At 66.8% G+C, this 22,462-nt stretch carries 17 protein-coding genes; 7 read left to right on the plus strand and 10 right to left on the minus strand.

Annotation, left to right across the window (positions count from 1 at the left end; genetic code table 11):
• Positions 1–5 precede the first annotated feature (5 nt).
• From AC57B5_RS24250 to AC57B5_RS24265, 4 genes are all read left to right on the plus strand, one after another.
• On the plus strand, positions 6–845 hold the full coding sequence (locus tag AC57B5_RS24250) for an IclR family transcriptional regulator domain-containing protein (RefSeq protein WP_099750838.1): 840 nt from the start codon (positions 6–8) through the stop codon (positions 843–845).
• A 55-nt stretch (positions 846–900) separates the two neighbouring features.
• Positions 901–1,611, plus strand: a complete 711-nt coding sequence (locus AC57B5_RS24255; protein WP_496400506.1) for a transposase — start codon at positions 901–903, stop codon at positions 1,609–1,611.
• Between the two features lie 188 nt (positions 1,612–1,799).
• Positions 1,800–6,530: a glutamate synthase-related protein gene (locus AC57B5_RS24260; RefSeq protein ID WP_013800777.1), complete on the plus strand. Its 4,731-nt coding sequence runs from the start codon at positions 1,800–1,802 to the stop codon at positions 6,528–6,530.
• Between the two features lie 69 nt (positions 6,531–6,599).
• A complete protein-coding gene (locus AC57B5_RS24265; protein WP_034396989.1) occupies positions 6,600–8,075 on the plus strand; it encodes a glutamate synthase subunit beta in 1,476 nt (491 codons plus the stop codon).
• Between the two features lie 210 nt (positions 8,076–8,285).
• Here the strand turns inward: AC57B5_RS24265 and tatC are convergent, their stop codons facing one another.
• The 10 genes from tatC to galE all read right to left on the minus strand — a co-directional run bounded on the left by tatC (position 8,286) and on the right by galE (position 14,998).
• Positions 8,286–9,110: a twin-arginine translocase subunit TatC gene (tatC, locus tag AC57B5_RS24270; RefSeq protein ID WP_013800779.1), complete on the minus strand. Its 825-nt coding sequence runs from the start codon at positions 9,108–9,110 to the stop codon at positions 8,286–8,288.
• A 150-nt stretch (positions 9,111–9,260) separates the two neighbouring features.
• The gene (tatB, locus tag AC57B5_RS24275) at positions 9,261–9,758 is read right to left on the minus strand and encodes a Sec-independent protein translocase protein TatB (protein ID WP_012207353.1); all 498 of its coding nucleotides are present in this window, start codon (positions 9,756–9,758) and stop codon (positions 9,261–9,263) included.
• 21 nt (positions 9,759–9,779) lie between these two features.
• Positions 9,780–10,019, minus strand: coding sequence for a Sec-independent protein translocase subunit TatA (gene tatA / locus AC57B5_RS24280; RefSeq protein WP_013800780.1), 240 nt, complete (start codon positions 10,017–10,019; stop codon positions 9,780–9,782).
• A gap of 193 nt (positions 10,020–10,212) precedes the next feature.
• Complete coding sequence (locus AC57B5_RS24285; protein ID WP_012207351.1) at positions 10,213–10,575, minus strand: histidine triad nucleotide-binding protein; 363 nt, start codon at positions 10,573–10,575, stop codon at positions 10,213–10,215.
• A 41-nt stretch (positions 10,576–10,616) separates the two neighbouring features.
• The gene (locus AC57B5_RS24290; protein ID WP_496400507.1) at positions 10,617–11,648 is read right to left on the minus strand and encodes a patatin-like phospholipase family protein; all 1,032 of its coding nucleotides are present in this window, start codon (positions 11,646–11,648) and stop codon (positions 10,617–10,619) included.
• Between the two features lie 19 nt (positions 11,649–11,667).
• Positions 11,668–12,060 carry a DUF4870 family protein gene (locus tag AC57B5_RS24295; RefSeq protein ID WP_013800783.1) on the minus strand — a complete coding sequence of 131 codons (393 nt, stop codon included), beginning with the start codon at positions 12,058–12,060 and terminating at the stop codon, positions 11,668–11,670.
• Complete coding sequence (locus AC57B5_RS24300; RefSeq protein ID WP_043822256.1) at positions 12,057–12,470, minus strand: phosphoribosyl-ATP diphosphatase; 414 nt, start codon at positions 12,468–12,470, stop codon at positions 12,057–12,059. The genes AC57B5_RS24295 and AC57B5_RS24300 overlap by 4 nt, the downstream gene beginning before the upstream one ends.
• Positions 12,467–12,865, minus strand: coding sequence for a phosphoribosyl-AMP cyclohydrolase (hisI, locus tag AC57B5_RS24305; RefSeq protein WP_013800785.1), 399 nt, complete (start codon positions 12,863–12,865; stop codon positions 12,467–12,469). Before hisI ends, AC57B5_RS24300 begins: the two co-directional genes overlap by 4 nt.
• A gap of 245 nt (positions 12,866–13,110) precedes the next feature.
• On the minus strand, positions 13,111–13,911 hold the full coding sequence (gene hisF / locus AC57B5_RS24310; RefSeq protein ID WP_016450993.1) for an imidazole glycerol phosphate synthase subunit HisF: 801 nt from the start codon (positions 13,909–13,911) through the stop codon (positions 13,111–13,113).
• Positions 13,912–13,987: 76 nt separating this feature from the next.
• Positions 13,988–14,998 carry a UDP-glucose 4-epimerase GalE gene (gene galE / locus AC57B5_RS24315; protein WP_496400508.1) on the minus strand — a complete coding sequence of 337 codons (1,011 nt, stop codon included), beginning with the start codon at positions 14,996–14,998 and terminating at the stop codon, positions 13,988–13,990.
• A 235-nt stretch (positions 14,999–15,233) separates the two neighbouring features.
• Here galE and AC57B5_RS24320 point away from each other — a divergent pair, with 235 nt between their 5' ends.
• Genes AC57B5_RS24320 through AC57B5_RS24330 form a run of 3 tightly spaced genes read left to right on the plus strand, consistent with a single transcriptional unit; the run spans position 15,234 to position 22,453 of the window.
• Positions 15,234–18,071, plus strand: a complete 2,838-nt coding sequence (locus AC57B5_RS24320; RefSeq protein ID WP_496400509.1) for a bifunctional glycoside hydrolase/polysaccharide deacetylase family protein — start codon at positions 15,234–15,236, stop codon at positions 18,069–18,071.
• Positions 18,037–21,876, plus strand: coding sequence for a tetratricopeptide repeat protein (locus AC57B5_RS24325; protein ID WP_496400510.1), 3,840 nt, complete (start codon positions 18,037–18,039; stop codon positions 21,874–21,876). Before AC57B5_RS24320 ends, AC57B5_RS24325 begins: the two co-directional genes overlap by 35 nt.
• A 25-nt stretch (positions 21,877–21,901) precedes the next feature.
• Entirely contained in the window at positions 21,902–22,453 is a 552-nt protein-coding gene (locus tag AC57B5_RS24330) for a transporter (protein ID WP_043822266.1), read from the plus strand.
• Positions 22,454–22,462 lie beyond the last annotated feature (9 nt).

Raw genomic sequence — 22,462 nt, forward strand, 5'->3', positions numbered from 1 at the left:
GAGCCATGGAAAAAAATGCCGCTTCCGTAATTTCCACAGGTGGGGTTGAAGAAGAGGGCGGCACGCCGCGCCCCGGCGACAGCTATGTGCAGTCCTTTGCGCGCGGCCTGGGCGTGATCCGCTCGTTCAGCGCCGAGGCGCCTGCGCAGACGCTGAGCGAGGTGGCGGCGCGCACGGGGCTCACGCGCGCCGGGGCCCGGCGCATCCTGCTGACGCTGCAGACGCTGGGCTATGTGAAGAGCGACGGCAAGCTGTTCCAGCTCACCCCGCGCATCATGGAACTGGGCTTTGCCTACCTCAGCTCCACCCCGGTCTGGAACCTGGCCGAGCCCGTGATGGAGAACCTGGTCGACGAGGTCAAGGAGTCCTGCTCGGCCGCCGTGCTCGATGGCGGCGACATCGTCTATGTGCTGCGCGTGCATACCCACAAGATCATGAGCACCAACCTCGGCGTGGGCTCGCGCCTGCCGGCCTGCTGGACCTCGATGGGGCGCGTGCTGCTGGCCGGCGAGAGCGATGAATCCCTGCAGGCCCTGCTGGATGCGCGCGAGCGCCGGCAGTTCACGGCCCTGACCGAGCAGGACGACGAGCGCCTTCGCCAGCGCATTCTGGAGGTGCGCGCCCAGGGCTGGGCCCTGGTGGACCAGGAACTGGCCGAAGGCCTGATCTCCATCGCGGCGCCCGTGAAGAACGCGGCCGGGCGCACCGTGGCTGCGCTCAACATCAGTGGCCAGGCCAACCGCAACAGCGCCGAGATGATGCGCGGGCAACTGCTGCCCCGGCTGCTGGCCGCCACGCAGCTGGTGAGCCAGCTGCTGCGGGCCTCATCGCGGCTTTCCCTCTAGGGCGGCGGGCGGCGCAGCGCTCCATAATTGCCGATCCACGCCCCGCACTCGCACCATGGCCCGCCTGCCCCGACTCACCCTTGCGGATCTGCCGCACCACATCATCCAGCTCGGCAACAACGGCGGGGACATCTTCATCGATGCCCAGGACCGGGAAACCATGCTGGGGCTGCTGCGCGAGATGGCGCGCAGCTGCGAGTTGGCCGTGCATGCCTACGTGCTGCTGCCCAGCCAGTTCCACCTGCTGGCCACGCCCCGCACCGGCGATGGCCTGCCCAAGTTCATGCAGGCCGTGGGCCGGCGCTATGTGCGCTACTTCAACGACCGCCACGGCCGCAGCGGCACGCTGTGGGAAGGCCGCTATCGCGGCACGGTGCTGCAGCCCAGCTGGCTGCTGCCCACCATGGTCTTCATGGACGACAGCCCCGTGCGCGCCGGCCTGGTCCAGCGGCCGGCCGACTGGCCCTGGTCCAGCTACGCGCACAACGCCGGCCTGCGCAGCGACGCGCTGATCCAGCCCCATGCCGTGTTCTGGGAGCTGGGCAACACCCCGTTTGCGCGGGATGCGGCCTATGTGGAAGCCGTGGAAGAGGGGATTGGCGCCGATGACGCCGAACGCATCAGCCAGTCGGCGCTGCGGGGCTGGGCGCTGGGCGATGAGCAATTCATTGCCGATTTACAACAGCGCACCGAGCGCCGTGTGACCCGCCAGCGCGCCGGTCGTCCGCCCGGACGGACCAATGAGCGCACCACAACAGTGCGTTAGTACCCACTGATGGCTTGCAAGTGCTTGATTCCTCACTGCAGGTCTTTGTGAAATAAATGTGTCCCTTATTAATTTCCGATTTTTTTGTTCTGGAATTAATTGGGATCTGACCCTTATATAAATTTATTGCATGAGGTGATGCCTTGCCTTAATCTTGCGTTCCCTGCGAAAAATTTGAGGATTCCGCCATGACGACGGCTGCCGAGATCAAGCATCTCCAAGACCACGGTCTGTACTCCAAGAGCAACGAGCACGACGCCTGCGGCCTCGGCTTTGTTGCACATATCAAGGGCGTCAAGCGCCATGACATCGTCACCGGCGCGCTCAAGATCCTCGAAAACATCGACCATCGCGGCGCCGTGGGCGCCGACAAGCTCATGGGCGATGGCGCGGGCATTCTGATCCAGATTCCCGACCAGCTCTACCGCGAAGAGATGGCAAAGCAGGGCGTGGCCCTGCCGCCGGCGGGCGAGTACGGCGTGGGCATGATCTTCCTGCCCAAGGAACACGCCTCGCGCCTGGCCTGCGAGCAGGAGATGGAGCGCGCCATCAAGGCCGAAGGCCAGGTCCTGCTGGGCTGGCGCGATGTGCCCGTGAACCGCGATATGCCCATGTCGCCCACGGTCCAGGAAAAGGAACCCATCCTGCGCCAGGTCTTCATCGGCCGCGGTGCAGACGTGATCGTGCAGGACGCGCTGGAGCGCAAGCTGTACGTGATCCGCAAGACGGCCAGCGCCGCCATCCAGAACCTCAAGCTCAAGCACAGCAAGGAATACTACGTTCCGAGCATGAGCAGCCGCACCGTGGTCTACAAGGGCCTGCTGCTGGCCGACCAGGTGGGCGTGTACTACAACGACCTGTCCGACGAGCGCTGCGTCTCGGCCATCGGCCTGGTGCACCAGCGCTTCTCCACCAACACCTTCCCCGAGTGGCCGCTGGCCCACCCCTACCGCTACGTGGCCCACAACGGTGAAATCAACACCGTGCGCGGCAACTACAACTGGATGCTGGCGCGCGAGGGCGTGATGGCCTCGCCCGTGCTGGCCGAGGACCTCAAGAAGCTCTATCCCATCAGCTTCGCTGGCCAGTCCGACACGGCAACGTTCGACAACTGCCTGGAACTGCTGACCATGGCCGGCTACCCCATCAGCCAGGCCGTGATGATGATGATTCCCGAGCCCTGGGAGCAGCACGAGTCCATGGACGAGCGCCGCCGCGCCTTCTATGAATACCACGCCGCCATGATGGAGCCCTGGGACGGCCCGGCCTCCATCGTGTTCACCGACGGCCGCCAGATCGGCGCCACGCTGGACCGCAACGGCCTGCGCCCCTCGCGCTACGTGATCACCGATGACGACCTGGTCATCCTGGCTTCCGAGGCCGGCGTGCTGCCCGTGCCCGACAGCTCCATCGTGCGCAAGTGGCGCCTGCAGCCCGGCAAGATGCTGCTGATCGACCTGGAGCAGGGCCGCCTGATCGAGGACGACGAGCTCAAGGCCAACATCGTCAACACCAAGCCCTACAAGCAGTGGATCGAGAACCTGCGCATCAAGCTGGGCAGCGTGGGCGGTGACACCCATGCCGGCCCCGAGGCCGCCAGCCTGCCGCTGCTCGAGCGCCAGCAGGCCTTCGGCTTCACGCAGGAAGACATCAAGTTCCTGCTGGCCCCCATGGCCAAGAACGGCGAGGAAGGCATCGGCTCCATGGGCAACGACAGCCCGCTGGCCGTGCTGTCGGACAAGAACAAGCCGCTGTACAACTACTTCCGCCAGATGTTCGCGCAGGTGACCAACCCGCCGATCGACCCCATCCGCGAAGCCATCGTGATGTCGCTGGTGTCCTTCATCGGACCCAAGCCCAACCTGCTGGACATCAACCAGGTCAACCCGCCCATGCGCCTCGAAGTGCACCAGCCCGTGCTGGACTTCGCCGACATGGCCAAGCTGCGCGACATCGAACGCCACACGCAGGGCAAGTTCAAGAGCGCAACGATCGACATCACCTACCCGCTGTCCTGGGGCAAGCAGGGCGTGGAAGCCAAGCTGGCATCGCTGTGCGCGCAGGCCGTGGACGCCATCAAGGGCGGCGCCAACATCCTGATCATCAGCGACCGCCATGTGAGCGCCACCCAGGTGGCCATCCCCGCGCTGCTGGCGCTGTCGGCCATCCACCAGCACCTGGTGCGCGAGGGCCTGCGCACCACGGCCGGCCTAGTCGTGGAAACGGGCACGGCGCGCGAAGTGCACCACTTCGCCGTGCTGGCAGGCTACGGCGCCGAGGCCGTGCATCCCTACCTGGCCATGGAAACCCTGGCCGACATGCACAAGGAGCTGGGCGGCGACCTGTCGGCCGACAAGGCCATCTACAACTACGTCAAGGCCATCGGCAAGGGCCTGTCCAAGATCATGTCCAAGATGGGCGTGTCCACCTACATGTCCTATTGCGGCGCCCAGCTGTTCGAGGTGATCGGCCTGAACAGCGACACCGTGGACAAGTACTTCACCGGCACGGCCAGCCGCGTCGAGGGCATCGGCGTCTTCGAGATCGCCGAGGAAACCATCCGCAACCACCGCGCGGCCTTCGGTGACGATCCCGTGCTGGAGACCATGCTGGACGCCGGTGGCGAATACGCTTGGCGCGCCCGTGGTGAAGAGCACATGTGGTCGCCCGACGCCATCGCCAAGCTGCAGCATTCCACGCGCTCCAACAACTGGAGCACGTACAAGGAATACGCCCAGCTGATCAACGACCAGAGCAAGCGCCACATGACGCTGCGCGGCCTGTTCGAGTTCAAGTTCGACCCGGCCAAGGCCATTGCGCTGGACCAGGTCGAGTCGGCCAAGGACATCGTCAAGCGCTTTGCCACGGGCGCCATGTCGCTGGGCTCGATCAGCACCGAGGCCCATGCCACGCTGGCCGTGGCCATGAACCGCATCGGCGGCAAGAGCAACACCGGCGAAGGCGGGGAAGATCCCCAGCGCTACCGCAACGAGCTCAAGGGCATCCCGATCAAGAAGGGCGAGACCCTGGGCTCCATCATCGGCGCCGACAAGGTCGAGGCCGACATCGAGCTGCAGGACGGCGACTCGCTGCGCTCCAGGATCAAGCAGGTGGCATCGGGCCGCTTCGGCGTCACGGCCGAATACCTGTCGTCCTCGGACCAGGTGCAGATCAAGATGGCCCAGGGCGCCAAGCCCGGCGAGGGCGGCCAGCTGCCCGGCGGGAAGGTGTCCGACTACATCGGCAAGCTGCGCCACTCCGTGCCCGGCGTCGGCCTGATCTCGCCTCCGCCCCACCACGACATCTACTCCATCGAGGATCTGGCCCAGCTGATCCACGACCTGAAGAACGTGGCACCGCACGCCGACATCTCGGTCAAGCTCGTGTCCGAAGTGGGCGTGGGCACCATCGCGGCCGGCGTGGCCAAGTGCAAGAGCGACCACGTGGTCATCGCAGGCCATGACGGCGGCACGGGCGCATCGCCCTGGTCGTCCATCAAGCATGCGGGCTCGCCCTGGGAAATCGGCTTGGCCGAGACCCAGCAGACCCTGGTGCTCAACCGCCTGCGCGGCCGTATCCGCGTTCAGGCCGACGGCCAGATGAAGACCGGCCGCGACGTCGTCATCGGCGCGCTGCTGGGCGCCGACGAGTTCGGCTTCGCCACGGCGCCCCTGGTCGTCGAGGGCTGCATCATGATGCGCAAGTGCCACCTGAACACCTGCCCCGTGGGCGTGGCCACGCAGGACCCGGTGCTGCGCGCCAAGTTCTCGGGCAAGCCCGAGCATGTGGTGAACTACTTCTTCTTCATCGCCGAGGAAGTGCGCCAGATCATGGCCCAGCTGGGCGTGGCCAAGTTCGACGACCTGATCGGCCGTGCCGACCTGCTGGACACCCGCAAGGGCCTGCAGCACTGGAAGGCCCAGGGCCTGGACTTCTCGCGCCTGTTCGCCCAGCCCGAAGTGCCTGCCGACGTGGCGCGCTTCCATGTCGAAAAGCAGGACCACCTGCTGGACAAGGCGCTGGACGTGAAGCTCATCGAGCGCTGCAAGCCCGCCATCGAGAACGGCGAGCGCGTGCGCATCATGGAAGTGGCGCGCAACGTGAACCGCTCCGTGGGCGCCATGCTCTCCGGTGCCGTGACGCGCGTGCATCCCGAAGGCCTGCCGGATGACACCATCCGCATCCACTTCGAGGGAACCGGCGGCCAGTCCTTCGGCGCCTTCCTGTGCAACGGCATCACGCTGAACCTGCGCGGCGATGCCAACGACTACACGGGCAAGGGCCTGTCCGGCGGCCGCGTGGTGGTGCATGCCAGCCATGAATTCCGCGGCGACACGACGACCAACACCATCGTCGGCAACACCGTGATGTTCGGTGCCACCAGCGGCGAGGCCTTCTTCGGCGGCGTGGCCGGCGAGCGTTTCGCGGTCCGCCTGTCGGGCGCCACGGCCGTGGTCGAAGGCGTGGGCGACCACGGCTGCGAATACATGACCGGCGGCACCGTGGTGGTGCTGGGCAAGACGGGCCGCAACTTCGCGGCCGGCATGAGCGGCGGCGTGGCCTATGTGTATGACGAGGATGGCCGCTTCGCCGAGCGCTGCAACAAGGCGTCCGTCTCTCTGGACCAGGTGCTGCCCCACGACGAGCACCTGGCCCAGGTCTCGCCCGCCGTCTGGCACCGCCGCGAAACCGACGAACGCCAGCTGCGCGCACTGATCGAGGCGCACAGCCGCTGGACCGGCTCCAAGCGCGCCCGCGACCTGCTGGACAACTGGGCGGCGGCCCGCTCCAAGTTCGTCAAGGTCTTCCCCAGCGAGTACAAGCGTGCCCTGTCCGAGATGTACGAGCGCCAGGTGATGGAAGAGCCCGCCACGCCCGAGGTCGAGGAACACGCCAAGGAAGCCGTGGCCGCCAAATAACAAGGAAGCGAAGGATGCGGGCAGCGGCCCGCATCCATCCCTGCACCCCACACATCAGGACAACGAATCATGGGAAAGACCACCGGCTTCATGGAATATGAGCGCCTTGAGGAGGGCTACGCGCCCGTCGTCGAGCGCGTGAAGCACTACAAGGAATTCGTCATCGGCCTCGATGACAGCCAGGCCAAGATCCAGGGCGCGCGCTGCATGGACTGCGGCACGCCGTTCTGCAACAGCGGCTGCCCGGTCAACAACATCATTCCGGACTTCAACGACCTGGTCTTCCACGGCGGCTGGAAGAGCGCCAGCGCCGTGCTGCACAGCACCAACAACTTCCCGGAGTTCACCGGCCGCATCTGCCCCGCGCCCTGCGAGGCCGCCTGCACGCTGAACATCAACGACGACGCCGTGGGCATCAAGTCCATCGAGCACGCCATCATCGACCGTGCCTGGGCCGAAGGCTGGGTCAAGCCCCTGCCCAGCAGCCGCAAGACCGGCAAGAAGGTCGCCGTGGTCGGCGCAGGCCCCGCAGGCCTGGCCGCATCGCAGCAACTGGCGCGCGCCGGCCACGATGTCACGCTGTTCGAGAAGAACGACCGCGTGGGCGGCCTGCTGCGCTACGGCATCCCCGACTTCAAGATGGAGAAGTCGCACATCGACCGCCGCGTGGAGCAGCTCGTGGCCGAAGGCGTCAAGATCCGTACCGGCGTGCTGGTGGCGGGCAAGGACGGCCTGGGCGAAGACTCCAAGGTCACCAACTGGGCCAAGGAAACCGTCAGCCCCGAGCAGCTCATGGCCGAGTTCGACGCCGTGCTGCTGACCGGTGGTGCCGAGCAGTCGCGCGACCTGCCCGTGCCGGGGCGTGAACTCAAGGGCATTCATTTCGCCATGGAGTTCCTGCCGCAGCAAAACAAGGTCAACGCGGGCGACAAGCTCAAGGGCCAACTGCGGGCCGATGGCAAGCATGTCATCGTCATCGGTGGCGGCGACACCGGCTCCGACTGCGTGGGCACCAGCAACCGCCACGGCGCCGTCAGCGTGACCCAGTTCGAGCTGATGCCCATGCCGCCCGAGCAGGAGAACAAGCCCCTGGTCTGGCCCTACTGGCCGATCAAGCTGCGCACCAGCTCCAGCCACGAGGAAGGCTGCGAGCGCGAGTTCGCCATCGCCACCAAGGAGTTCATCGGCGAGAAGGGCCAGGTCACGGCCGTCAAGACCGTGCGCATCGAGATGAAGGACGGCAAGATGGTCGAGGTGCCCGGCAGCGAGCAGGTGCTCAAGGCCGATCTGGTGCTGCTGGCCATGGGCTTCGTCAGCCCCGTGCAGGCCGTGCTCGACGCCTTTGGCGTGGACAAGGACGCACGCGGCAACGCCAAGGCCACCACCGACTTCACGGGCGGCTACGCCACCAGCGTGCCCAAGCTGTTCGCCGCCGGCGACGTGCGCCGCGGCCAGTCCCTGGTCGTCTGGGCCATCCGCGAAGGCCGCCAGGCCGCTCGCTCCATCGATGAATTCTTGATGGGCGCGTCCGACCTGCCGCGTTGAGATGCCAACCCCGGAAGGGGCTTGGCCATGGACAAAGAAAAAGCCCTTGGTGATGAACCAAGGGCTTTTTATTACAGATTCCTCGTGTTTCAGCGTAGGCCCTTGAAACTGGCGCGCCCTAAAGCGAGGGACACCGAGGAAGGGCCTGGGCCGGCCGCGCCGCCCCGCACCGAGGGTGTCGTCCCCCTCTGGGGGAAGGCGCGAAGCGACTCAGGGGGAGGGTTTATCCTCTGCGGGCTTGTCCACTGCGGTGCCGGGCTCGGCTTCTTCTTCCGGCGCCTTGGAGACGCGGCTGAACCAGCCGGCGCCCAGGATGCCTATTTCGTAAAGAATGCACATCGGAATGGCCAGGGCCAGCTGGGAGATCACGTCGGGTGGCGTGACCACGGCGGCGATGATGAAGGCCACCACGATGAAATAGCCGCGGAAGGACTTGAGCTTGGCGATGTCCACCAGGCCGAAGCGCACCAGCAGCATGACCACGATGGGCACCTGGAAGGCCAGGCCAAAGGCCAGGTACAGCGACAGGATGGCCTCCACATACGAGGCGATGTCCGGCGTGGCCGCCACGCTGTCCGGGGTGAAGCCCTGGATGAAGGCGAACATCTTGTCGAGCACGAAGAACTGCACGAAGGCGATGCCGATATAGGCCAGCAGGCTGCCGAAGATGATCAGCGGCAGCGCAAAGCGCTTTTCATGGCTGTACAGGCCGGGCGCCACGAAGGCCCACATCTGGTACATGATCCAGGGCAGCACGGCCAGCACGCCCACCATCATCAGCACCTTGAGCGGCACGAAGAAGGGCGTGAACACGCCCACCGCGATGAGCTTGGCATCGGGCGGCATGTGGGCCTTGATCGGGTGGGCGATGAAGTCGATCAGCCCGTTGGGGCCGGGCCACACGGCCAGCACGGCGATCGCCAGACCGATGCCGTAGATGCAATAGAGCAGGCGGTCGCGCAGCTCCATCAGGTGCTGGACGAAAGGCTGCTCGGTGCCTGCCAGCTCGTCGTCTTTAGGTGGAATGTCGGACATGGTGCGAAACCGCGGCGGGCCGCAAGGGCATCCACGGACCTGGGGTGAAAAGCAGAAAGCCCGACGGATCGGGCAGGATTCGGCAATGGCGGGTGCCCGGGTGGCAGAGGCTGGGCTGGTTGCCTCGTGGCCCGCGGCGCGCCGGCATCTTCAGCGGGACTTCTGGGGGCGAAAGCGCGCCACGCGCGCCGCGCCCGACTGCGCCTTGGTGCGCACGCCGGCGCGGGCCTTGTACCACTGGGGCACGGCGGCACGCTTGAGGCGCCAGTTCTTGCCCGGGTGGCGGTAGGCCGGCGCCACGGCGCTGTACGTATCGCTGTCGGAGCCGTAGGAAGAGGAGTCGTACGAGGAAGACGTGCCGTTGAGCGATGCCGTGGACTCGTTCCAGTCCTTCTCGAAGTTGGCGGCCGAAGTGTGGATGGATTGCTCGACGTCTCGCGCCGCGCCCTCCACGGTGTCCTTCATCTTGCGCAACTCGTCGAGTTCCATCGAACGGTTGACCTCGGCCTTCACATCGGAGACATAGCGCTGGGCCTTGCCCAGCAGGGTGCCGACGGTACGCGCCACGCGCGGCAGCTTCTCGGGACCGATGACCACGAGGGCCACGGCACCGATGAGCGCCATCTTGGAAAGGCCAATATCAAACATGGAAGCTTGGCGTGCGGGCCATCAGCTCTTTTGCTTGGCTTCGACGTCGATGGTGGTCTTGTCGGCAGCCGTCTGGCCGGCGACCTGGCCGGGAGCGGCTGCGGGAGTGTCGGTGGAGGTCGAACCGTCCTTCACGCCGTCCTTGAAGCCCTTGACGGCGCCGCCGAGGTCGGAACCGATGTTCTTCAGCTTCTTGGTGCCGAACACCAGAACCACGATGGCCAGGACGATCAGCCAATGCCAGATGGAAAACGAGCCCATGAGAATCTCTCCTAAGAATTGCAGGTCATTTTAGACGCCGGGCCATGGCGGCAGTTCGCAAGGCCCCACAAAAGCCGTTTGGCCGACGCAAGAAACAGGGGGTGCCTCAAGCAAGAGACGGGCCACCTTGTGCCGGGCGGCAGACGTCTGCTGCAGGCAGCGTGGCCGCTGCGGTGTTTTCAGCCCTTGAGTTTCAGCCCTTGAGCCAGGGGCGGGGGCCGCCCATGACGTGGATGTGCAGGTGGTGGACTTCCTGGCCGCCTTCGGTGCCCGTGTTGACCACCAGGCGAAAGCCGCCGTCGGGATACGGGTTGCAGCCTTGCTCGGCGGCCAGGCGGGGCGCCAGCGCCATCAGGCGGCCCAGCAGCGGGGCGTCCTCGGCCTGGACCTGGGCCATGGAGGGGATGTGCTTCTTGGGCACCATCAGGAAGTGGATGGGCGCGCCGGGATGGATGTCGTGGAAGGCGAAGACGTCTTCGTCCTCATAGACCTTGCGGGAAGGGATCTCGCCTTTGGTGATGCGGCAAAACAGGCAGTTCGGGTCGTGGTCGTGCATGGCGCTACAGGAATCCTGGGAAGCTGGCGGTAGGTTGGAAATCAGGCCGGATTGTCGTTGATGCGCAGCGTCTGGCGCACGCCGATGTCGCTGCGGTGCTGCTGGAGCCACTGCTGGCCCTGCTCGCGTCCGAGCTCGAACAGCTCGCGCACGAAGCGCATGTCGGAGCGCGTCTTGGTCGAGGCGCCATAGCCCTTGAGCACGGAGCCGCCGTCCACGCGGTGCAGCAGCACCTTTTTGTAGCGTGCCGGGTCCAGCTTGCCCTGCTCGAGCAGGCGCTTGACGAACTCGATGGCGCGCAGCTCGGCCAGCAGGCCGGCGTTGAATGTGACCTCGTTCATGCGGTCCATGATGTCGGCCGCCGTGTTGGGCAGATCGGTGTGCTCGATGGGGTTGATCTGCACCAGCAGGATGTCGCTGGACGCCGTGCCGTAGATCAGCGGGTACAGCGCCGGGTTGCCCGAAAAGCCGCCATCCCAGTACGGCTCGCCATCGATTTCCACGGCCTTGAACAGCTGAGGCAGGCAGGCCGAGGCCATGACCGCGTCGGCACTGAGTTTTCTGCCCGAAAAGATGCAGCCCCGGCCCGTGCGCACATTGGTGGCGCATACAAAGACCTTGGGCACCACGCCTTCCACGGGCGGATGCGTCAGCGCCTCGAAATCCACGACCCGTTCGAGCAGCTTGCGCAGCGGGTTGATGTCCAGCGGGTTGGTCTGGTAGGGCGAGAAGAACTGGTTGAGCACGCCCATGAAGGGGCTGCCCGGCAGGGGCGCGCCCCACATCAGGCTGCCCATGGTGCCCACGCCTTCCCACAGTTCGGTCAGCGTGGCGCGGGCCAGCTCGGCCCCCAGCGCCTGGGCGGCCACCGGATCGCTTTCCTGGCGTGCAGCCTTGGCAAAGCCCTGGGCCAGGGCCACTGCATTCATGGCGCCGGCGCTGGTGCCGCTGATGCCGTCGAAGACAAGGCTGCCGTCTTCCAGCAGCGCATCGAGCACGCCCCAGGTCAGGGCACCGTGCGAGCCCCCGCCCTGCAGGGCGAGGTTGATCTTGCAGGTCGGGGTCGGAGTCATGGCGGTTTGCCCGGGACCTTCAGCGGTCCACGGCCTGGTTGCGGTTCATGGCGACCATGCCGCGCACGATGCGGTAGAGGAACCAGATGGAGATGACGGTCCAGGCGATCCAGCCGGGCACGAAGAACAGCAGCCACAGCGGCGCCGTGACCAGGTACAGGATGCCGGCCCAGATCACGCTGCGGATGCGCCACGAGAAGTGGTTGGCCATCCAGCTGCCTTCGGCGTCGCCGCGCTTGACCAGATCGATGATCAGGGCGATCACCAGCAGCGCAATGCTGGGCTGGGCGCCCGGCACGACGGCGGCCACGGCCACCACCAGGTGCAGCAGGTAGCTGACCCAGCCCCAGGCCTTGAGGCCTTCGATGCGGGACTGGTCCAGGGCACGGACTTCGATGTAATCGTCATTCATGGCAGCGGTCCTTTCTCGTTCACATCACGTTCCTGGGCCTTGCGCAGCGCCTTTTCCTCAATGCCGCTGGTGCCTTCGCGGCGTTCCAGTTCGGCAACGACCTGGGCGGGCGTCAGGCCATAGTGGGCCAGGGCGATCATGCTATGGAACCACAGATCGGCCACTTCGTAGAGGATTTTGCCGGCGTCTCCGCCATGGTCTGCGTCCTTGGCGGCCATGACCACTTCGGTGGCCTCTTCGCCGATCTTCTTCAAAAAGGCATCCGGGCCCTTGTGCAGCAGGCGGGCGACGTAGCTCTTGTCGGGGTCGCCGCCGTTGGCGGGCTTGCGGCTTTCGATGACGGCGGCCAGGCGCGCCAGGGCGTCCAGCGAGGAAGTGCTTGCGGTGTCGTTCATGTTCGTGGAATTCATTTGTAGATCGATTCGGGGTCTTTCAAGACCGGATCGACGGCCTGCCACTGGCCGTTCTGCAGCACGCTGTAGAAGCAGCTGTGGCGCCCCGTGTGGCAGGCAATGCCGGGCTCGTGGCCGGTCTGGGTGATCTTGAGCAGGACCACGTCGTTGTCGCAGTCGATGCGCACCTCGTGCACGGTCTGCACGTGGCCCGATTCCTCGCCCTTGAACCACAGCTTGTTGCGCGAGCGGCTGAAGTAGACGGCGCGGCCCAGCTCGGCCGTCTTGGCCAGGGCCTCGCGGTTCATCCAGGCGAACATCATCACGTCGCCCGTGTCCTTTTCCTGCGCGATCACGGGCACCAGGCCCTGCGCATCCCATTTGACTTGATCTAGCCAGTTCATTGCCTGCATTGTGAATATCCTGGGTGGGCATCCCTGTGACAGGATTGTCAGGAATTGCCTGGATTGAAAATACACCCCCTGAGTCGCTTCGCGCCTTCCCCCTCTCTCGCTGCGCGGGAGGGAGACGACAGCCTTGCTGCGGGGCGGCCCTTGCTCGCTGTCCCTGGTCCCTTGGGCCGCGCCGGTTTCATGGGTTGTGGGCCGCGCTAGCGCCATGGAAAACTGAAATGAAGGAGTCCGCCGGCGCGCGGTAGTCAGAGGCGCACGGGCACGCCGCGCTCGGCCATGCGCTGCTTGGCCTGGCCCACGGTGAATTCGCCGTAGTGGAAGATGCTGGCGGCCAGCACGGCGTCGGCGCCGCCCAGCGTCACGCCATCGGCCAGGTCGTCCAGCGAGCCCACGCCGCCCGAGGCGATCACGGGCACGGGCACGGCGTCGCTGACGGCGCGCGTGAGCTTCAGGTCGAACCCGGACTTGGTGCCGTCGCGGTCCATGCTGGTCAGCAGGATCTCGCCCGCGCCGCGGCGCGCCATTTCGGCGGCCCACTGCACGGCATCCAGGCCGGTGTTCTTGCGTCCGCCGTGGCTGTACACGTCCCAGCCGGGGCCGGCAGCGCGGCCATCGGCGCCCATGCGCTGCTCGTCCTCGGCGGTGCGCCGCTTGGCATCGATGGCCACGACGATGCATTGCGCGCCGTACTTGTCCGAGGCCGCATTGATCACATCGGGATTGGCGATGGCGGCCGAGTTGAAGCTGGTCTTGTCGGCGCCCGCGTTGAGCAGGCGGCGCACGTCCTCGACGGTGCGCACACCGCCGCCGACGGTCAGGGGAATGAAGACCTGGCTGGCCACGGACTCGATGATGGGCAGGATCAGGTCGCGCCCGTCGCTGGTGGCCGTGATGTCCAGGAAGGTCAGCTCGTCCGCGCCCTGGGCGTTGTAGCGCGCGGCGATCTCCACCGGGTCGCCCGCATCGCGCAGTTCCACGAAGTTCACGCCTTTGACGACGCGCCCTCCCGTGACGTCAAGACAGGGGATGATGCGTTTGGCAAGCATGGGCAGACTCGTGGCTAGGGCGTGAAACAAGGGCGAAAAGATACCACGCCCTCGGCGCCCGCAGGCGCTGCGGGGTTCAGCGCTTGAGGCCTGCGGCCTGGCTTTGCCAGCGCCATGCGTCCTCGCACATGCGGTCCAGGTCCAGCATGGCCTTCCAGCCCAGCAGACGCTCGGCCTCGGCGGGGTCGGCCCAGCACTGGGCCACGTCGCCGGGGCGGCGCGCCACGATCTGGTAGGGCACGGGGCGGCCGCTGGCGCGCTCGAAGGCCTTGACCATCTCCAGCACCGAGACCGGGCGCCCCGTGCCCAGGTTCACGGTCAGCAGGCCCTGCTGTTCGCGCAGATAGCGCAGCGCTGCCAGGTGGCCGCGCGCCAGGTCGGTGACGTGGATGTAGTCGCGCACGCCCGTGCCGTCCGGCGTCGCATAGTCATCGCCATAGACACTGAGCTGCTGGCGCTGTCCGATGGCGACCTGCGACACATAGGGCATGAGGTTGTTGGGGATGTCGCGCGGGTCCTCGCCGATCAGGCCGCTTTCATGGGCGCCCACGGGGTTGAAGTAGCGCAGCCTTGCCAGGCTCCACTGGCCGGGCTCGGCGCGGTCCAGGTCGGCCAGCATTTCCTCGATCCACAGCTTGCTGCGGCCGTAGGGGTTGGTGGCGGACAGCGGAAAGTCTTCGCGGATCGGCAGGCTGGCCGGATCGCCGTAGACCGTGGCCGAGGAGGAGAACACCAGGCTGCGCACGCCCGCCGTCCGCATGGCCTGCAGCAGGGCCACCGTGCCGCCCACGTTGTGTTCGTAGTAGCGCAGCGGCTGGGCCACGGACTCGCCCACTGCCTTGAGCGCGGCGAAGTGGATCACCTCGCGGATGGAGTGCTCGGCAAACAGCCGCTCCAGCGCGGCGCGGTCGCGCACGTCGCCCTCGACGCACAGCGGGCGCCGGCCCGTGATGCGTTCCATGCGTTCGAGCACATCGGGGCTGCTGTTGCTGAAGTTGTCGTAGATCAGGTAGGGCTCGCCCGCAGCGGCGAGTTCCACGCAGGTATGCGAGCCGATGAAGCCGGCGCCGCCTGTGACCAGAATCATGAATACCTTTCATTGGTGATTTTTCTGCCTGCCTAGTATCGCCATAACCCAGCTTCCCCCAGGCTTCAAGGGCGCCGAGCACAAAAGTAGGGAGAAGACACGTTTGCAGACAAAAACCGGTATGCTCGCGCCCGCATTTCGTCGGACTGACGATAGCTTTTATCAAATCGACTAGAAATTTGATGTACAAAAACTATGAATTGACCGTGCGTGGCCGCACCCCGAGGAGAAGGCCGTGAACGCTTTCCTGCGAACCTGCCTGTTTTGCTGGGGGCTGTTGTGCGGCTGGGCGGTGCAGGCCGCCGAGCCAGCGGTTGCCGTCTATTACGGGAACAAGGCCTCGCTCAGTGAACTGAGCCTCTACGACATTGCCGTCGTGGAGCCGGGCCACGGCTACGACCCCGTTCAATTCCGCAAGCAGGCTCCGGGCAGCGAGCTCTACGCATATGCCTCCGTGGCCGAGGTGCTGCCCGAGCGCGCCTACTTCAGCAAGATTCCCGAGGCCTGGAAGATGGCGCGCAACGGCGCCTGGCAGTCCATCGTCCTGGACCAGACGCCTGCGCAGTGGCCCGCCTTCTTTGCCGACGAGGTGATCGCACCGCTGTGGAAGCAGGGTTTTCGGGGCTTCTTCCTGGACACGCTGGACTCCTACCGCCTGGCCGCGAATTTCGACGAAAAGGCCCAGCAGGACGGCCTGGTGCGCGTCATCGAGACGCTGCACCAGCGCTATCCCGGCATCCGCCTGATCCTGAACCGGGGCTTCGAGATCGTGCCGCGTGTGAGGGACAAGGTACAGATGGTGGCGGCGGAGTCGCTGTTGCGGGGCTGGGATGCCAGCCTCAAGCGCTATGTGAACGTGCCCGAGAAAGACCGCGAATGGCTGCTGCAGCAACTGCAGACCATCCGCGAGCGCGACCGCCTGCCGGTGCTGTCCATCGACTACGTGGCCCCGCATGACCGCGACGCCACGCGCGAGACGGCCCGCCGCATTGCGCAGTTGGGCATCATTCCGTGGGTTTCCGATGCCGGGCTGCAGACCCTGGGCATAGGCCAGGTGGAGGCGGTGGCGCGCAGGGTGTTGATTCTCTACAACGGTGCCGACTATCCGTCCATCAACGGCGCATCGGCGCACCGCTTTCTGGAAATGCCCATCAACTACATGGGCTACGTTGCCGACTACGCCGATGTGCGCGAGCCCCTGCCCGAAGGCGTGGCGCGCGACCGCTATGCCGGCGTGGTGAGCTGGTTCGGCGGTGCGGTGCCCGAGATGCGGGCCAAAAGCGTGCGGCAGTGGCTGGCCAACCAGGTGCAGCAGGGCATGCCGCTGCTGGTGCTCAATACGCTGGGCCTGTCCCAGGACCGCACCATGTCGGCCGCCCTGGGCACGCGCAGCACGGAAGCGGCACCCGTGTTCCCGCTGCGGCGCGCCGAGCAGGCCCCGCTCATGGGGTTCGAGATACCGCCGGCCGAGCCCGCGCACGACTACGAAGGCTGGGAGTTCACGCCGCAGATGGCCAAGGGCAGCCGCGAGCTGCTGTCCTTCGACGACAAGCGGGGGCGCCGCTTCGTCTCTGCCGCCATCACGCCCTGGGGCGGCTTTGCACTCATGCCCTATGTGGTGGTGGGCATGCCGGGCACCGACCAGTCGCGCTGGGTGATCGATCCGTTCGCGCTGCTGCGCGAGGCGCTGCGCCTGAAGGATTTCCCCGCGCCCGATGTCTCCACGGAGAACGGCCGCCGCCTGTTGCTGGCCCATGTGGATGGCGACGGCTTTCCCTCCAAGGCCGAGCTGCCGGGAACGCCCTTCGCGGGCGAAGTGCTGCGCCGCGAGATCCTGGAGCGCTACAAGATCCCGCACACCATCTCGGTCATCGAGGCCGAGGTCTCGCCGCAGGGCCTGTATCCGCAGTGGGCCGAGCAGCTGGAGGGCATTGCCAAGCGCATCTTCGCCATGCCCCATGTCGAGATCGCCAGCCATTCCTACTCGCACCCCTTCTTCTGGGAGCCCGGGGCAGCGCCCGACGGGGATGACAGCAAGGAGGTGAACCTCAACCTCCACATCCCCGGCTACCAGATGGACATGAACCGGGAGATCAATGGCTCGGTCGACTACATCCGCAAGCGCCTGGCGCCGCCCGGCAAGCCGGTGGACGTGTTCCTGTGGACCGGCAACACGGCGCCCAGCGCCGAGGCCCTGGCCATCTCCGATGCCGCCGGCCTGCTCAACATGAATGGTGGCGACACGGCCATCACGCGCAGCAATCCCTCGCTCACCGAGGTGCGCAGCTGGGGTCTGCGCAAGGGCGGCCACCTGCAGATCTATGCGCCCGTCACCAACGAGAACATCTACACCAACCTCTGGCACGGGCCGTTCTACGGCTTCGAGCGGGTCATCGAGACCTTCGAGATGACCGAGGCTCCCCGGCGCCTGAAGGCCGTGGACATCTACTACCACTCCTACTCCGCCAGCAAGCAGGCCAGCATCAAGGCGCTGCACAGGATCTACCAGTGGGCGCTGGCGCAGCGGCTGAACCCGGTCTACAGCTCCGAGTACATCCGCAAGGTGCAGGATTTCTACGAATTCGCCATTGGCCGCGACGCGCAGGGCTGGCGCCTGCGGGGTCCGGGCCAGCTGCGCACACTGCGCATGCCGCCCGGCATGGCCCTGCCTTCCATGGCTGCCAGCAGCGGCATTGCCGGCTATGCCAAGGGGGCAGACGGCAGCTACCTGCACCTGGCCGGCAGCGCCGGATACCTGGTGCAACAGACGCAACAGACGCAACAGGACGCTGCAGGCGCGGCCGCCCACGCGGCGCGCCCCTATCTGGTGGATGCCAATGCCCGGCTCACGCAATGGCAGCCCCAGGCCGACGGCGGCGTGCGCTTCGCCCTGCAGGGCCATGTGCCGCTGGAGCTGCGCATGTACCTGCCTGCCGGCTGTTCGCTGAGTTCCTCGAACGCCGCCACGCCCCTCCTTGCCGTGGCGGGTGCCGATACCGGCAACGCCAACCTCCGTTCCTTCAGAAGTACCCAAAACAGTGTCGAACTCCAAGCGCAATGCCGGGGGCTCTGAGCGCCCCATCACGGTTCCCTTCTGGCTGATCGCGCTGCTGGCGGTACTGATCGGCGGCGCCCTGTGGATGCTGTTTCCCAAGCAGGATCTGGAGCGCCGGCTCTCCGTCACCGGAGATGACTCCGAGCTGTCCTACAACTACCTGAGCAACCTGCTCAAGAGCGATCCCGGCAACGAGAACCTGCGCGCCCTGCTCAAAGCCAAGGAAGAGCGCCTGCAGGCCATCAAGCTGGCGCGGGAAGAGGCGGCCAAGCAGGCATTGCCCAGCGCAGCCGTCCAGGCCTGGGACCACTGGCAGACCGCCTACCAGGGCTATCTGGAGGCGCAAAAGCAGGACCACCGCGCGGGCGGCCAGGCCGAGGCGCTGGCGCCGCAGGTGATGCAGGCGTTGAAGGACGTGCCGCTGCAGGGGCTGACCCAGGAGCAGGCGCTGTACCTGGCCTCGTCGGCGCTGGTGCTCAAGGACGCACCGCTGGCCCTGGGCATCTACGACGACGTGGCAGGCCGCCAGGCCGATCCCGCGCGCAAGGCGCAGGTCTATGAATCCGCAGCGCGGCAGGCGCTGGGCATGTCCCTGTACGAGGAATCGGCCCGGCTGCTGCGCCAGGCCAGCGCCACGACCCAAGACGTCCAGCAGTCGCGCGCCTACCTCTGGCAGGCCCTGCAGGTGCTGCAGTCCGGCAACCGTGCCAACGAAGCGCTGGCGCTTGCGCGCCAGCAGGAAGAACTGCTGGGCAGCGACCCCGAGACGCTGCGAAAGCTCATCGGCCTGGCGCGCGCGGCCGGCAACCGGGCCGAGGCCGAGCGCTATGCCAAGCGGCTGCTGCAGCTGTCCCTGCTGCAGCAGTGGCAGACGCAGGTGGCCGGGGCTTCGGGCGCCGGTCCGGACCCGGCTGCCGACGACGGCGCCTGGGCGCTGCAGCCCGTGGCCTGGACCGCGCCGGGCTGGCGCATGCTGCGCACGGCCGATCCCGTGCGCAAGCCGCCGCCGGGCCTGCCCTTTGACGACAAGACCTACCTGCTGGGCTACGAGGTGTTCCTCGAAAACCGCAACCTGGAAGATGCCTGGCGCGTGGCCACGGCTGCCGTGCGCCAGGCGCCGCAGGACATGGCCTGGCGCGAACGCCTGGCCCAGGTGTCCGAATGGATGGGACAGCAGCAGCAGGCCCTGGACAGCTGGCTGGTCATTGCGCAGAACACGGGGCGCGAGGATGCCTGGAAGACGGTGATGCGCCTGGCGCCGGGCCTGTTCGACGACCGCGCCCTGATTGCCGGCCTGCGCCACCAGTTGAGCCGCCGTCCCCAGGATGCCGCGCTGCAGCAGGCGCTGGTCCAGGCCTACGAGCGCCAGGCCGAGCCCGGCGAGGCCATCGACTATCTGCAAAAGCACGGCAGCACGCCGCAGTCGCAGATCCTGCTGGCCCAGCTGGCCGAGCGCGCAGGCCGTTCGCAACTGGCGCTGCAGGCCTGGAAGCGTGTGCTTGCCGATCCCGAGCAGCGCACGCCGGCCCACGCCATGCCCGCCGCCGTGCTCGCGCTGCTGCAGGGCGAGCCGGCGCTGGGCCTGCGCTGGCTGGAGGATGCGCAGACGCGCATTCCCGCCGGCATGCAGGACGAGGGCGAGTACTGGCGCCTGCTGGGCGACCTGGCCCAGGACCAGCGCCAGGAAGCACTGACGCTGAAGGCCTACCGCCGCCTGCTGCAGACGCCGCACGCCGGCATCAGCGACTACGACGAGGTGATACGCCTGCTGCAGCGCGCCGACCGGCGCGAGGCGGCCCGGATGTCCCTGCACGCCTGGGAGCAGTTCCATGACGTGCGCCATCTGACGCAGGCCTTCTACCTGCTGGAGGACCTGGAGGACTGGACGCAGATCGGCAGCCAGGTCGAACGCATCTTGGCCGACCCGGCCCTGGTCAAGCGCCTGCAGGGCCAGCCCACCTTCTTCCAGATACTGGGCGCCTACTACCAGCGCACGGCGCAATCGAAAAAAGCCATGGAGGCATTCGAGAAGGGCCTGGCGCTGGACCCCGGCTCCACGCCGCTGCGCCAGGGCCTGATGTGGCTGCTGATCGACACGCAGAATGCGGCGGCCCTCAAGCTGCTGCTGGCGGCGGCCGAGCCTGTCTGGGCGCGCGATGCCGACATGCACGGCGCCCTGGCGGCGGCCTACATGACGCTGTCGCGCCCGGCCGTTGCGCTGGAGCGCTATCTGAAGCCGCACCGCGCCGAGCATGCCGACGACTTCCTGTGGATGATGCAGTACGCCGACGCGCTGGAGCAGAACCAGCAGGCCGATCGGGCCTGGAGCCTGAGGCAGCAGCTGTGGACGCGCGAGAAGGTGCGGGCACGCGCCCAGGACGGCGCAGCGGCCCTGGCCGCCCGCAAATGGCTGACGGCCGAGGGGCTGGACGAGGTTCAGCGCCAGGCCCGCAGCCGGCTCATGCTCTTTCATACCCAGGGCGATGCCGAATTCGCCCTGATGCGCGAGCTGCTGCGCATGGACCTGGAAGGCGGGCGCCGCGAGCATTCCGCCGCTGCGGCCGAGTTGGCCATTGCCTGGCTGCAGGAGCGCGGCGAGTACCAGGCCGAGCGTGGTTACCTGTGGCAGCAGTACGCGCGCAGCCGCAGCAAGAGCACCAGCTCGCCGCTGTGGGCCGAGATCACGGTGGCCCTGGCGGAAAAGGATGTGGCCCAGGCCGGGCAGCTGCTGCAGCGCCATGACGAGGCGCTGCCGCGCTATGACCGCATCAACGCGGCAGCCATGGTCGGCGATGTGCGGCTGGCGCAGACGGCGGCTTTCGAGAACATGGCCGACCAGCCCGACGACGATCCCCTGCACCTGGCGCTGACCGAGCAGCTGCTGGCCTTCAGCGACTACGGCGGCCTGCAACTGCGCAACCGCCGCATGGACGCCATCGACGAGCAGGTCTCCCGGCTGCGCTGGCATGTGGGCCTGAACCCCCGCTGGGCGCTGGACCTGGATGCCGAGGACGTGCGCCGCACGGTCAACAAAAATACCCTGGTGCGCGGCCCCTCGCAGGAGCGGGGCATCGGCCTGCGCCTGACGCGCAAGACGCAGTCGGCCTCCAGCGAATTCATGCTGGGCCGGCGCGAAAGCCTGGAGAGCTACACGCCCATGCAGTTCACGCAGACCTACAACGTGGACAGCCGCTGGAGCCTGCAGGCATCACTGGGCCGGCACCTGGCCACGCAGGAAACGCTGGCCATGCGCATGGGCGGCATGAAGGACCGCGTGTCGCTGGGCAGCAGCTACCAGCTCTCGCGCCTGGACCAGATCACGCTGGAGCTGGCATCGGAGCGCTACCGCGTGCAAAGCGGCGCACGCGTGGGCTCCGGCAACCATGCGACGCTGCAATACCTGCACACCTACCGCAGCGAGGCGCCCACCCTGCAGTTCGGTGCCTTCACCTCCTGGCACCGCTACAGCCGCAACGACCCGGCGCTGCTGCAGGGCCGGGATGCGGCCATCCTGGGTTACCTGCCGCCGTTCAACGATCCCACCATCGACTATCTGCTGCCGCGCAGTTTCCGCTTCTCGGGCCTGCAGATGATGTTCAACACGGGCTACGAGCAGCAGTACACGCGCGCGCTGCGGCCCTACGCCAGCCTGGCCCTGACGCACCACAGCGTCAACGGCGCGGGCTACGAGCTGGGCATGGGCCTGGCCACCAGCCTGTTCGGCGCGGACCACCTCGCGCTGGGCCTGAATCTGTCCAAGTCGGGCATCAACACCGTGGGCAATACCCGCGAGCTGTTGCTGACCTACCGCCTCCACTACTGATCCGAAGACTTCAAGGAGCCTCTCCATGACACACCGCACCACTTTCGCCTCCCGCCTTCGCGTGCTCACGGGTATTGCCCTTGTCGGCCTGCTGTCTGCCTGCTCGACCATCGACCGGGGCACGGCGCCCGCGCTGGAGACGAATGCCAGCTGGGCGGTGCTGCCCTTCGAGAACCACACCGAAACGCCCATGGCCGGCAACCGCGCCGCCGCCATTGCCACGGCGCTGATCAATGCGCGTGGCGTGGGCCAGGTCAAGCGCTACACGGGCGATGCACTGCAGGAAACCCTGTTCGACGGCCGCGAGGCCAAGCGCCGCGACGACGCCCTGGCCTGGGCGCGCGGCGAAGGCGTGCGCTATGCGCTGACGGGCGCGGTGGACGAATGGCGCTACAAGGTGGGCGTGGATGGCGAGCCGGCCGTGGGCGTGACCTTGGAGATCGTGGACGTGGGCACCGGCGCCACCGTGTGGAGCGGCGCGGGCGCGCAAAGCGGCTGGAGCCGCGAGGCCCTGGCCGCCGTGGGCCAGAAGCTGATCCGCAACCTGCTGGGCACAGGCCTGGCCAACGCCCGATAAGCGAATCCA

The sequence above is a fragment of the Delftia sp. BGA-UO-ETr-SB1 genome (assembly GCF_059567865.1).

What these genes read in the sequence shown, in the direction of transcription:
- hisF (WP_016450993.1), bottom strand. Translation starts at nt 13,911, where the DNA reads ATGCTTGCCAAACGCATCATCCCCTGTCTTGACGTCACGGGAGGGCGC.
- AC57B5_RS24265 (WP_034396989.1), top strand. Translation starts at nt 6,600, where the DNA reads ATGGGAAAGACCACCGGCTTCATGGAATATGAGCGCCTTGAGGAGGGC.
- hisI (WP_013800785.1), bottom strand. Translation starts at nt 12,865, where the DNA reads ATGCAGGCAATGAACTGGCTAGATCAAGTCAAATGGGATGCGCAGGGC.
- AC57B5_RS24300 (WP_043822256.1), bottom strand. Translation starts at nt 12,470, where the DNA reads ATGAATTCCACGAACATGAACGACACCGCAAGCACTTCCTCGCTGGAC.
- AC57B5_RS24290 (WP_496400507.1), bottom strand. Translation starts at nt 11,648, where the DNA reads ATGACTCCGACCCCGACCTGCAAGATCAACCTCGCCCTGCAGGGCGGG.
- galE (WP_496400508.1), bottom strand. Translation starts at nt 14,998, where the DNA reads ATGATTCTGGTCACAGGCGGCGCCGGCTTCATCGGCTCGCATACCTGC.
- AC57B5_RS24285 (WP_012207351.1), bottom strand. Translation starts at nt 10,575, where the DNA reads ATGCACGACCACGACCCGAACTGCCTGTTTTGCCGCATCACCAAAGGC.
- AC57B5_RS24330 (WP_043822266.1), top strand. Translation starts at nt 21,902, where the DNA reads ATGACACACCGCACCACTTTCGCCTCCCGCCTTCGCGTGCTCACGGGT.
- AC57B5_RS24295 (WP_013800783.1), bottom strand. Translation starts at nt 12,060, where the DNA reads ATGAATGACGATTACATCGAAGTCCGTGCCCTGGACCAGTCCCGCATC.
- AC57B5_RS24255 (WP_496400506.1), top strand. Translation starts at nt 901, where the DNA reads ATGGCCCGCCTGCCCCGACTCACCCTTGCGGATCTGCCGCACCACATC.
- tatB (WP_012207353.1), bottom strand. Translation starts at nt 9,758, where the DNA reads ATGTTTGATATTGGCCTTTCCAAGATGGCGCTCATCGGTGCCGTGGCC.
- AC57B5_RS24250 (WP_099750838.1), top strand. Translation starts at nt 6, where the DNA reads ATGGAAAAAAATGCCGCTTCCGTAATTTCCACAGGTGGGGTTGAAGAA.
- AC57B5_RS24260 (WP_013800777.1), top strand. Translation starts at nt 1,800, where the DNA reads ATGACGACGGCTGCCGAGATCAAGCATCTCCAAGACCACGGTCTGTAC.
- tatA (WP_013800780.1), bottom strand. Translation starts at nt 10,019, where the DNA reads ATGGGCTCGTTTTCCATCTGGCATTGGCTGATCGTCCTGGCCATCGTG.
- tatC (WP_013800779.1), bottom strand. Translation starts at nt 9,110, where the DNA reads ATGTCCGACATTCCACCTAAAGACGACGAGCTGGCAGGCACCGAGCAG.